General features: G+C 38.2%; 8 protein-coding genes. 7 read left to right on the forward strand and 1 reads right to left on the reverse strand.

From position 1 onward, the window contains the following. Positions 1-35 precede the first annotated feature (35 nt). Entirely contained in the window at positions 36-926 is an 891-nt protein-coding gene (gene qoxA / locus IEX29_RS18695) for a cytochrome aa3 quinol oxidase subunit II (protein ID WP_188736131.1), read from the reverse strand. Between the two features lie 606 nt (positions 927-1,532). On the opposite strand from qoxA, the gene IEX29_RS18700 reads away from it, so the two are divergent. The 7 genes from IEX29_RS18700 to IEX29_RS18730 all read left to right on the forward strand — a co-directional run bounded on the left by IEX29_RS18700 (position 1,533) and on the right by IEX29_RS18730 (position 13,019). Further along, entirely contained in the window at positions 1,533-2,747 is a 1,215-nt protein-coding gene (locus IEX29_RS18700) for an EAL domain-containing protein (RefSeq protein WP_188736132.1), read from the forward strand. A gap of 110 nt (positions 2,748-2,857) precedes the next feature. Then, complete coding sequence (locus tag IEX29_RS18705; protein ID WP_188736134.1) at positions 2,858-4,024, forward strand: exonuclease SbcCD subunit D; 1,167 nt, start codon at positions 2,858-2,860, stop codon at positions 4,022-4,024. A 17-nt stretch (positions 4,025-4,041) separates the two neighbouring features. Continuing rightward, on the forward strand, positions 4,042-7,128 hold the full coding sequence (locus IEX29_RS18710; RefSeq protein ID WP_188736136.1) for an AAA family ATPase: 3,087 nt from the start codon (positions 4,042-4,044) through the stop codon (positions 7,126-7,128). A 304-nt stretch (positions 7,129-7,432) separates the two neighbouring features. Then, complete coding sequence (locus IEX29_RS18715; protein ID WP_188736138.1) at positions 7,433-8,599, forward strand: hydroxymethylglutaryl-CoA synthase; 1,167 nt, start codon at positions 7,433-7,435, stop codon at positions 8,597-8,599. A gap of 657 nt (positions 8,600-9,256) precedes the next feature. Continuing rightward, entirely contained in the window at positions 9,257-10,642 is a 1,386-nt protein-coding gene (locus IEX29_RS18720) for an NAD-dependent succinate-semialdehyde dehydrogenase (protein ID WP_188736140.1), read from the forward strand. 276 nt (positions 10,643-10,918) lie between these two features. Next, positions 10,919-11,968, forward strand: a complete 1,050-nt coding sequence (locus IEX29_RS18725; protein WP_188736142.1) for an FUSC family protein — start codon at positions 10,919-10,921, stop codon at positions 11,966-11,968. An 862-nt stretch (positions 11,969-12,830) separates the two neighbouring features. Further along, on the forward strand, positions 12,831-13,019 hold the full coding sequence (locus IEX29_RS18730) for a hypothetical protein (protein WP_188736144.1): 189 nt from the start codon (positions 12,831-12,833) through the stop codon (positions 13,017-13,019). Positions 13,020-13,039 lie beyond the last annotated feature (20 nt).

A 13,039-nucleotide genomic window follows, 5' to 3' on the forward strand; every position in this document is an offset into this window, starting at 1 on the left:
CACTCGGGAAGTGTACTGCTTCGTCAAATAAATGACTAGTGATGGTGATGACCGCCGTTCTCTTCTGAATCTGAGGAACCTCCGTGATCATGAGGACTGTTTTCTCCTTCAGGCGCAGGTTTGAATTCCAAATGCGTACCTGTGAAAGTCATTTGTCCTAAATGTCCAGGCTCTAATAATTCTTCAAATTTTTCTTCTGTAAGCGGATCGGCAGTATTATGAATATCTTCGACCCAAGAATCAAATTCACTTGGAGGAAGTGCAGTTACTGTAAATTCATTCTCTGCAAAACCTTCTCCATTAAAGTTAGAGTTTCTTCCCATATATTCTCCAGGTTCCTCTGCGACAACATTCATGTAGTTTGTCATATCAGCCATTGCATATTTCTGCCCTGCAAGCTGCGGAATCCAGAAGCTTGAAATCGTGCCGTGAGAATATAAGCGGAATTCCACATTTTGATTTGTTGGAATGAAAACATAATTTACTGTTTCAATATCCTGCTCCGGATAACTGAAATGCCATTTCCAGTTAGAAGATGATGCGTAGATAACAACCGGCTCATCTTCAGAATATCCTTCTGGAGGACTTTCCACTTGATGTGTTGAAATAGTGGAGACAACAGATAAAAAAGCAACAATTAGAATTGGAATTGTGACGATAATCCCTTCCACATATTTATTGCCTTCAATATGCGGAGGTTCATAATCAGGATCTTGTTTTGATGCTCTATATTTAAATAAAATAACTGCTAGCATTACTAGGACAGCAACTACAATGAAAGACATTGTAAAGATGGATAACCAAATCACATTTGCAGTTGTCTCTGCCTGGGGACCCTTTGGATTAAGTACGAGTAATGGTTCACAGCCTGCCAGTAATCCGGCAATACCTGTTAAAAATGCTAAATAGGCCCACTTTAACTTCATGTTAATACCCCTTCCCTTGATTGTGTATAAGATTGTCTGTTTTTTATCGCAGTGTAACTGGCTGTAAGAGTCCCACTTCAAGAATTGAGAAAAATTAAATACTTTATATGGGAGTTCAAACAGCCAGTAACGGCCCGATTGGTTCAACTATCATTCAGCAAGAATTTCATCCCTGCTGAATGAAGTTTCACTTTATTAAAAGGTTGTTCAAAGGAAACCGAAAAAATGTTCTATCGATTATTGAACACACAATTAATTTAGTATAACTCTATAGCAGACATAATATTAATACTGATGTAAAGAAATTACAAGACATTGAGAAACACTTCACAAAATGTTCATGAAAACTTCTACATATTTTTGAAAAATGTCGAAAAATGTCGGGAAAAACTTGACAATAATAAAAAATGGTAGTAAAGACTTTCCAACGGTCTGTTGGAAATTTTGGACAATTAAAACATAATTCACGATAATAAAAACTTTGGATGAAGGCTTCACTTTATTATTTTGTTATTATTAAAGAAACATGAAAAAATATCCGTATAAAAAAATGCGCAAAAAGGTTTAAAATGGAATATGATATAATGACATGAAAGGGGAGTCAGTATGGATCCACTAGATATTTTAATAGATTTAGAACAATTACTTCCTTATTATAAGCCAATTATTCGTGCAGACAAACAGTTAATCAGCGGTTATGAAGTAATTGCTTATTTTTTAGATGAAAATGACAGAAAGCAGCGTTTGGATTGGCTCTTCGACGATACTTCTATCCCGGATGAATTTCGTCTGGAAGTACATCAATACATTCATCAAAAAGCGATTGAAAAGAAATTACAGGAAAATTATTCGGGATACCTTTCCTTTTATTATGATGTGGAATTACTCGTTCGTGATAACGGAGAAACCTTCATTGATTTATTACATGATTATCAGGATAAAGGATTAGATCTGAATAAAATTATTCTGGAAATTAAAGATATCTCTCTGACCGATAATATGGACCAGCTAAATCATATCATTAAATATTTAAAAACTTTAGGTGTTAAAATCAGTATTGAATTAGCTTACCCGAGCGGCAGTTTAAATCAATTAGCTATCTTACATCCTTCTTTTATAAAAGTAGACACATCTTTTTTAAAGGATGATTTGCTGCCGCATTTATATAAGGATGTTTATTTCGGTGTATCGATGCTATCCAGAAAAATAGGTGCATCTTTATTATTTAAAGGGATACGTTCTTATAATCAATTGAACTTTGCATGGAAAAGCGGGGGAGAATATTATCAAGGTAGTTATCTGACTAACCCGCAGCAGAATTTTATTGAGGAAGATTGCTGTAAAAGTAAATTAACCGAGTATTTTAGAGAATTCGTGACTTATGAGCAGCAGAAGGCAAAAGCACAATTTGAATTATTAGACTTAGTTCATGGAACCATTAACGGGCTTCTAACGCAGGTGAAACCAGGAAACGATGATGCCTGGTTATTAAAGCTTGCTAAAGGCTGTGAAGATTTTGTATTTCGTATATATATCTGTAATAGTGTTGGATTACAAGTATCCGCAAACGTAGAAAAGGATAATCAGGGGAATTGGACATTATTACAAGAGGGAATACATAAAAATTGGAGCTGGCGTCCGTATTTTTTCGAAAATATTATGCGGATGAATATAGAGAAAAAAGGAATATTATCTGATTTATATACAGATATTGAACGTTCAGAGCTTATTAGAACTTATGCTTATCCGTTATCACAGGAACGATATATATTTTTTGATATTCCATATAGCTACTTAATCGAAAAAGAAGGTTTATTATAAAAACAGCGTATTGCTGTCAGAGGCAACCAGTCTTTGTCAGACAGTTAAGTAAAGCAGTATAAAGCGGAAATAGTGTGAAAGGAAGTTTTTGTTTATTGGGAGGGGTCAAAATGAAATTAATTCATACAGCAGATTGGCATTTAGGTAAACTGGTTCAAGGAGTGTATATGACGGAAGACCAGGAGTTTATTCTGGATCAATTTGTTGAAATGGTTGAAAAAGAGCGTCCAGATGCGGTTATTATTGCCGGAGATTTATACGATCGCGCTGTGCCTCCTGTAGAAGCAGTTGATTTATTAGATAGAACATTGGACCGGATTATTAATCAATTAGGTATTCCTGTCTTAGCGATTGCGGGCAATCATGACAGTCCAGGCAGGCTTCATTTTGGCAGTCGCCTGATGAAGGAAAATGGCTACCATATTATCGGACAGCTGTCGGAAAATCTAAAACCGGTTATTCTTTCAGATGAATTTGGGGAAGTTCATTTTCATCTCATTCCGTATGCCGATCCAAGTGTGGTGAAAGCCTTGTTTCAAGAAGAGGATATACGCAATCATCAGGATGCGAATGCTTTTTTAGTTAACCGGATAAAAGAAGATATGGATAAAGCAGCGCGCCATGTTTTTGTTGGACATGCTTTTGTAACTCCTTTTGGAGAGACAGAGGAAAATACAAGTGATTCAGAACGGCCGTTGTCCATCGGCGGAGCAGAGCATGTGGATGCACATCTGTTTAAAGATTTTCATTATACAGCTCTGGGGCATCTTCACCAGGCTCATCATGTATTGGAAGAAAAAATCCGCTACTCCGGCTCGATACTGAAATATTCCTTATCAGAGGAGCATCATCAAAAAGGATATTTAGTCGTGGAGCTGGATGAAAAAGGAGATATTCAGGTGGAGAAGAAACTCCTTATTCCTAAACGGGAAATTCGTTCGTTAAAAATGAAAATGGAGGATATTTATAAACAGCCCCGAAGTGAAGATTATGTATTTGTGCAACTACTGGATGAGCTGCCAATATTATCCCCAATGGAAAAGGTACGTTCTATCTTTCCAAATGCCATGCATGTCGAAAGAATCAGAACAACAATAGCTGCAAATAACCAAACAGACAATCAGGCTCCTAAGACGAGTTTAAGTGAAATGGAATTATTTGATTCATTTTACCGGGAAGTAACGGAGAAGGAAGCAACAGAAGAAATTAATCAAATAATGAATGAATTATTTCAAGAAATTCAGGATGCAGCCAGTGAACGGAAAGTATCCAGATAAAAGCAGGTGAAAAGAGAATGCGGCCATTACAACTAACATTAAATGCTTTTGGACCTTATAAAGAAAAAGAAATCATTGATTTTGAAGAGCTCCGGGGAAATACCCTTTTTGTGATTTCAGGAAAAACAGGGGCAGGGAAGACTACGTTATTTGACGGAATAGCTTTTGCATTATATGGGAAAGCCAGCGGATCCGACCGCGAAGATCAACGCATGCTGCGCAGTGACTTTGCAGATGAAGACATACATACATCGGCTGAGCTTGTTTTTCAAATACAGGATAAAACATACCGTATTTTTCGTCAGCTCGGTCATGTGAAGAATGGCAATAAGAGCAAAACAGGTGATAAATGTGAATTTTACGAAGTGCGTGAAGAGGGAGAATCACCTTGTGTGGACAGACAGATGGTAAGTGAAATTGATCAAAGAATAGAAGAGATTATCGGCTTGACACCAGATCAATTTAAACAAATTGTTATGCTGCCACAAGGGGAATTTCGCAAACTGCTTACTTCCGGTACAGAAAACAAAGAAGAAATCTTAAGGCGATTGTTCAAAACAGAGCATTATAAATATATGAATGAACTGCTTAAAGAGAAGAAAGCAAAATTAGAGCAGGAAAATCAGCGTATTTTAAATCGGATGGAGCAGCTGCGTGCCCAAATTTTCTCTTTGGAGCTCGCGGATGATTCTGATATACATGAATTGGCGGGCAGGGAGCATGTTAATGCAGGTCAAATTATTGAAGCTTTAGAGTCAGAGCTGGCAAAGAATAAAGAAGTGATTGAAAAAGCAGATTCCTATTATAAAGAAGCGGTAAAACAGCAGGATTTTGCACAAAATCAATTATACCAAGTGAAACAGATTAATGAATACTTTTCAGAATTAGAAATATATCAGAAGAATCTCACAGCATGGAAAGATCAAGCGCAAGAAATGGCGGCCTTAAAAGAAGGATTATATGCTGCTGAACAGGCGAAATTAATTATACCTTATGAACAACAGCGAAATGAAGCAAGGAAGGAATTTCAGGAAGGTAATCAGGCGTTGCAAATGCTGGAAGCAAAACGAAATGAAATGGAAAAGCAAAAGCAGCAGGCAGAAGATACCTATAAAAAGGAGCAGGAAAATGCCGGCGAGCGTGAAAAAGTCTCGATAGAAGTAAACCGTTTAGAAGGGTTTTTGCCCGTTGTAAAAGAGTTAGAAGCAAAGAAAAAGGAGATTCAGAATCTGGCGGGGCGTTTAAAGAGGGACGAGGAGCAGCTGGAAAAATTAACAGGGTTCCGTAAAGCCCAGAGTCAACAAATTGACCGCTTAGAAAAAGAAGAACAGCTATTAGATAAAGATAAAGACAAGCTGGAGGAAGTAAAGGAAGAATTAAGAATACTGCGTGAGCAGGCAATGCTGATGAAAAAATATAAAGAAAAAGTAGTACAGATCCAAACAGGGAAGGCTGCCCTGAAGGATAAAGAAGCTGTTTATCTGAAGGAGAAAGAAAGTTATAACCGGTTGGAACATGCCTGGTTTGCTAACCAGGCACATGTATTGGCTGTTCATTTACATGGTGGAGAGCCCTGCCCGGTCTGCGGCAGTTTAGATCACCCCTCGCCGGCAGCAACGAAGGAAGCAGAAGTCAGTAAAGAAGAACTGGAACGGGCGAAAAAGCTAATGGATGAAAAAGAATCTATTTGGCGGGAGCAGACAGCAAATATAAGGGCTTATCAATCTGAAGGAAGAGAATTAGAACAGGAGCTCACGCAGCATGAATTGGAATTTTCTGATCCCGAACAAAGGTATCAGGAAATCGTTGAAAAAGGAAAACAAAAAAAAGCGGAAGAGAGCCATCTGGAGCAATCTAAAGTCCGTTTATCCGAATGTAAAAAAGAATTAGTAAGTATGCGGCAGGAACAGAAACAGAGCGAAACAGCTGTTAATAAACAGCAGAATCAGGTCAGTCAGCTTCAATCCGAATATCAAAGTAAGCAGGCTGTTTATCAGCAGCAGTACATGCAGATTCCGGAAAATTTACGTGTTCTTACTGATTTAGAAGCAGAGATAAGCGGTTTAAGAACAAAAAAACAACAACTGGAGCAGCGCTGGATAGATGTACAGGATAATTACAGAAAAGTACATGAGGCGTTTACAAAATGGACTGCTGATGTGCATCATTTGAGAGAAAATCAGGCAAAATGGAAACAGAAAATGGATGGCTTGGAGAAAACTTTTCAAGAAAAATTAGAGCAGTCCGGTTTTACAAAGCAGGCATATCAAGAAGCGAAATGGGACGAAGCAGCTTATCAGTCTGTCAGACAAAGACTTACCGATTATGAAAAACAGGGCTATCAGTTAGAAAAACAAATTTCTGAGCTTGAGAAAAAATTAGAAGGAAAATCAAAACAAGATCTGTCTGAAATAGAAGCTGTCTTAGATAAATGGAAACAAGAAACAAAGTCCAGTCTTGAACAGCTGCAGCAGCTGCAGCAGGAAAAGAAAGATATGACATTTTATATGACGCAGTTACAGGAATTCAATTTTCAATCTGCTGATGTGGAGAAGCAGCGGATGGTAATAACAGATTTATATGATACTTTGCGGGGACAAAATCCCAAAAAGGTTTCTTTTGAGCGGTATCTGCAGATGGAGTATTTAGAACAAATTATCGAGGCAGCAAATCTGCGCCTGAATGATCTTTCCAATGGGCAATTCTATCTGACGAGAAGTGACCGGCAGGAATCGCGTGGAAAACAGAGCGGACTGGGATTAGATGTCTATGATCAATATACAGGACAGACCAGAGATGTGAAAACCTTATCCGGAGGAGAAAAATTCCATGCTTCTCTTTGCCTCGCGCTTGGAATGAGTGATGTCATTCAAAGCTTCCAGGGCAATATCGTTATTCAGACAATGTTTATTGATGAAGGCTTTGGATCATTGGATGAAGAATCCTTGCGTAAAGCGATTGATGCACTTATTCAGCTGCAGCAGTCCGGAAGAATGATAGGCGTCATTTCGCATGTGCAGGAGCTGAAGGATGTATTTCCGGCAGCGATAGAAGTTCATAAAACAAAAGAAGGCTACAGTAAAACAGAAATAATCGTTAAATAAATGGACTGTTTATGAACCCTTTATAAAGACAAAAGACGCTATTTTGTTTGCTATTTAAACAATCCTTGTATTATCATTTAATTATTGTATTTTTCGATAATAATTGTTTTGAATTGTCGACTGGATAATTAAGATATATTTTGCAAAGGAAATATAAAAAGCTTTTTTCTGATGTGATTTTATTTTATATATCAAGGGAATTTTACTGTATCAAGTATAAAAAATCTCGATTTTCTGGAAATGGTAGAATACGTGATTTTCTAAAACAGCCTTAATTATAGCAAGAGGAAGGGTAGGAATAGTAGTGAAGATTGGAATTGATAAACTGGGGTTTTATGCACCACACCTGTATGTAGATATGAAAGATTTAGCAAAAGCACGAGGAATTGATCCGGGTAAATTTACCATTGGTCTGGGCCAGGATGAAATGGCTGTTCCGCCGGTGACACAAGATCCGGTTTCTTTAGCAGCTAATGCAGCAGATCAGATTTTAAATGATGAAGATAAAGAGAAAATCGATTTAGTTATTTTTGGAACAGAATCCGGGGTAGATCATTCCAAATCAGCTGCTGTTTATATACATCAATTGTTAGGCTTGAATCCAAGGGCGCGAGCTGTTGAGTTGAAACAGGCATGCTACGGTGCAACAGCAGGAATTCAAATGGCAAAAGGACATATTGCGCTTCACCCGGATAAAAAAGTTCTTGTATTAGCTTCTGATATTGCGCGTTATGGTTTGAATACACCTGGTGAATCAACTCAAGGCGCCGGTGCAGTTGCTATTTTAGTAAGTGCTTCTCCAAGATTACTGGAGCTGGAAAGTGAAAGCACTTATTATACAGAGGATATTATGGATTTTTGGAGACCGGTATATTCAACAACAGCTTATGTGGATGGAAAGTACTCCAATGAGCAATATATCGCCTTTTTCCAAAAAGTATGGAAAGACTATCAAGAGCAGACAGGAAGAAGCTTAGAGGATTTTGCTGCAATAGCTTTTCACTTACCATATACAAAAATGGGCTGGAAAGCACTGCGTACAGTGATTGAAGATGCACCTGAGAAAGTCCAGGAAAGATTAAAAAATAATTATCAAATCAGTACTAAATATAATCGTAATGTAGGAAATATCTACACTGGCTCTCTTTATCTCAGTCTGATTTCATTATTAGAGAATCAGGGTGAATTAAAAGAAGGGGATACCATCGGTTTGTACAGCTATGGTTCAGGTGCTGTCGGTGAATTCTTCTCCGGCAAACTTCAGCCAGGTTATAAAGAGCATCTGCAAACAGCAGAGCATCAAGCAATGTTTGCAAATAGAGAATGTGTTTCTGTAGCAGCATATGAGAAAGTATTTGAAGAATCACTCCCGACAGACGGCAGTGAGAAGCAGCTGAATATTGATGAAGACCCGGCAAAAATCTGCTTAGCCGGTGTTAAAGATCATATCCGCAGCTATGCAGCTAAATAGTAATTATAAAAACTCCCGGACAATAATTTTTGTCAGGGAGTTTTTTAGAAGAGTAACAAAGTATAAAAAAAGCAGGATATGGTTTCTTTCATTCGCTGTAGAAGCCTAACTGAGCGCAGACCAACCACGAAGACTCCTAAGTAGTGGTTCGCAGGCTAAACCCGTGACTCCTGGGGTTGCGATTACTCACCCCATCGAAAAGCGTTGTCACAACGCCTGCACTTGCACGTCCTGGGACTGGGACTGCGATTACTCGTCCCACCGAAGAGCTTTTGCGATTACTCGCCCCATCAAAAACATTTGTGCATCGCAGGGCGGGCTGAAGATCCACTTGAAAAGCGGTTTTCTTTTCAAGTTAGCTGAAGCCGTCCCCATGGAAAGCGTAGTGGATGGTCAGAGCGGCGCTATACACAATCTTCTTTCAATAAAAAGGTAACAAAATGCAAGCAGAATAATGAAGAACATATTCATCATGGAATAGGAAGGTATAGATACTTATTCCTAGGTGCGAAAGTGGAGTTGTTAAAAAATAAAAAATGAATGGCGAGGAATCGTATTTTATCAGCTTGTATTCATTCAAATAGATGGAATTGATGATTTCAAAATGTATAATTGGGGGTAGAGTGAAACATATCATAAAAGTTGGAGGGTATTCTAATGACAAATAGTAAAGAAGTTATTAAGGTAACGAATCCGGCAACAGGCGAGGTAGTAGATACAGTCTTAAAGGGCGGTAAGAAGGAGGCAGGGCAAGCAGTTGATAAAGCACATCAGGCCTTTCAGGAGTGGTCGAAGCAATCCGTCTATGAAAGAAGTGCTTTATTAGATAAATGGCATGAACTTATTGAACAGCATGAATCAGAATTAGCTGAAATTATGACGATGGAACAAGGAAAACCTGTAAAAGAAGCAGCAGGAGAGATTCAATATGCCAACAGCTTTATTGCCTGGTACGCAGAAGAAGGGAAAAGGCTCTATGGCGAAACGATTCCTGCGACAGCGAGGGATAAACGAATCGTTGTAACCCGTCAGCCTGTTGGTGTCATTGCAGCGATTACACCATGGAATTTTCCAGCCGCAATGATTACCCGCAAGGTTGCACCAGCGCTGGCAGCAGGATGTACGGCAGTTGTAAAACCGGCGAGCGCTACACCTTTAACAGCAATTCGTCTGCGTGAGCTTGCGATAGAAGCAGGAATTCCGGAGGGCGTGCTTCAAATTGTAACAGGAAGTTCCAGTGAAATTAGTGATGCCTGGATGGAGGATACACGGGTTCGGAAAATATCATTTACAGGCTCGACAGAGGTAGGAAAATTATTAATGCGGAAATCTGCTGATACAGTGAAAAAGATTTCTCTGGAGCTCGGCGGTCTTGCACCATTGATTGTTATGAAGGATGCAGATATTGAAAAAGCTGTGAATGGAGCGATTGCTTCTAAATATCGTAATGCGGGGCAAACCTGCGTCTGTGCCAACAGAATTTATGTTCATGAGTCTATTGAATCGAAGTTTGCAAAGGCTTTTGCGGAAAAAGTCGCTCAGCTAAAAGTAGGAAATGGTCTAGAAGAAGGAGTAGAGATTGGCCCTTTAATTGATCAGTCTGCAGTTGAAAAAGTGCAGCATCATATTAAGGATGCTCTAAACAAAGGAGCCAAAAAACTGTTAGGTGATGAAAATACAAATGATGGTTTATTTTTTAGCCCGGTTGTATTAACCAACGTGAACGATGAAATGCTGTGTATGCATGAAGAAACCTTTGGTCCCCTGGCTCCAATTACTACTTTTGAATCCAAGGAAGAGGTTATTGCCCGGGCTAACAATACTCCTTATGGATTAGCCGCATATTTATTTACGGAGAATCTTACGGATGCGATTGAAGTCAGTGAACAATTAGAGTATGGGATTGTCGGTATTAATGATGGAGGCCCATCTACAGCGCAAGCTCCATTTGGAGGCTTTAAAGAGAGCGGACTTGGCCGGGAAGGCGGTCATCACGGAATTGATGAGTATGTTGAGGTGAAATACCTGTCCATCCAGCTATGATATTCACCTGAAAATGTATGCAGTTAAAAGGTTTGTAATTGAAAATAATAATTTCTGAGTTAGCAATAAAAACATCTGAGTACAGGCAATTATGCTTTACAGACTGAATTTTTGGCAGCGGAGGCCAGAGATTCAGTTTGTAAAGCTTATTAAATGAATAAGAAGGTAGATGTATTTGAACTGCTTTATTTTCAAATTCATAAGAAAAAACGGTATTTTATTTCCGTGACACGCATGAAGGAAAGCTGTATACTACTTCTAGAGAGGTGCAGGTGAATGGAATTTAATATAGGCCCCAGGATGTTAAAAACAGGGCTGGCAGTAACGTTAACATTATTAATTACAAGTTTTTTTGATATGGAATATGCTGTTATCGCAGCGATTGCATCTGTCATAGCAATGCAGCCGTCTATTATGCGCTCATTTAATTATATTAAAGAAGTGGTTATTGGAAACTCTGTCGGAGCTACGCTTGCCATCATAGGAGTGTTTTTACTTGGCAGTCATCCAATCTCAGTCGGGGCAGTTGTTATTTTATCTATTGCAATCAATATTAAGCTGGGATTGACCAAAACAATTAATTTAACGGTTTTAACCATTGTTAGTATGATGGTAGCAAGTCACGGAGATCATATTAATTTCTTTTATATTTTATCCCGTGTATCTCTGGTAGCGATTGGGGTAGTTTCTGCTTTTATTGTTAATGTATTTGTAAATCCCCCGAATCATCAAAAGATTCTGTTCCAGATGATTAAGGAAGCCAGTGAGAGCTCTCATTTTCTATTGCGGGTTATTCCGAGCAACACAATGAGTGTACCGCAAATTCGTGACGAAGAAAGAAAAGTGGAGAAGCAAATAAACAAAATAAGAGATTATTTTGATATTATTACGGATGAGAAAAATAGATTGTTTATTCGAAAACGCAGAGCTTTTTTTCGGAGTATTGTAATCTATAAACAAATGATACAGGTATTGCGAAAAAAGCATACATTGATTGTTGAGCTGGAAAAGAATTTGAAAGAAATTGAACAGATGGCAGCCGGCAAATCTTTCTTAATTAAAAAGCTGGTTAGCGAAATCAATAATTATAGTGAAAATGTCTTTCTGATGTATGAGGATCGTATTGTTTTGGATAGAGATTTGCAAAAAGAGACAAAGCAGGCGATGGGTGTAACGATTAATAATTTAATTGACGCATTGCAAGGCACAGACTATGAAAAATGGCATTATGTCTTTCCTGTTGCGAATAGTATTGTGGAACTTTTTTATGAACTGGATAAACTGGAAAAATATGTCCGTAAAAAAGGGTTACATGCAGAGGATTAAGTGTAAAGAGTAAATATAAGACGAAGGGGGATTGTGATGTCACAATCCCCCTTCTTGTGCTAAGGAAATATAATTTGTGATCTTATTTCGAGGAAATTTTTCTCCTTCTTTACTCAACTTTCGCACCTTAAAAAATAACTTGCTTATCATGGGGACATGTGTTGATCGTTCCTTCCACTTAACTCTTGACAAAGCATAAACTCTAGCCAAAAAGAAGATAACGTGTGAGGCTACCGCTGCGGCGGACCGTTTTGCTTTCCTAGGGGCATGCTCTTCAGTTAACTTTTGCCAAGAAGAGCACTTGGCAAAAGTGGATCTTCAGATGATGCTAATCCCTTAGGAGTCAAAACGGTCCGCCTCCGCTAGAAGGATGTTCTATACTATTTAATACAACTCGGCCAATAGAAATTAGACCAGTAAAGAAAATCTTTTTCCTGGTGAACATAAAAATGCCCCTCACGATTACTTTCTGTTCATGGAAGCTATTCCTGATATTTACTATTCATGCCGTATTATCAATTAAATTGCCAATTCAATCATTTGAAATGCTAAAATGATCTTTCCATCAAGCAAAAGTAATGATTTCATCCAACTTCATCAGGCTATGATTTCATTCATTCGCTATACACAATCCCCATTCAATAAAAAGGTGACAAAATGCAAGCAGGACAATGAAGAGCATGCTTATCCTGGAATAGTAAGGTATAGATGTTTATTCTCAGGTGCTAAAGTTGAGTTCTTTATATAAAAGAAGGTTACCAGTGATAAATTTTTTGCTTGTCAATATCAGGAAAACGGGTATAGTTATCCTTTGTTTTGTATATAGTAGTAATACTATATATAAAGAAGGGGGAGTATTCATTTGGTACGTTTTTTATCTCGTCATGAATTAGAAAATCTATATTATATGTATGAAAGGTATGAGGAGACCTACCATACTTTACAGCAAAGCAAACAGGAGCAAATTCCGCAAGATCTGCAGATGCAAATAGATGAACAAATGAAAATTGTTAAGAAGCAGCAGCGTCAAATGCTTTCTTCATTAACATAAAAATCGTGTAGGTAACTCTA

It is taken from the genome of Oceanobacillus neutriphilus (assembly GCF_014645515.1).
In the GTDB taxonomy this organism is placed as follows: Bacteria; Bacillota; Bacilli; order Bacillales; family Amphibacillaceae; genus Oceanobacillus; species Oceanobacillus neutriphilus.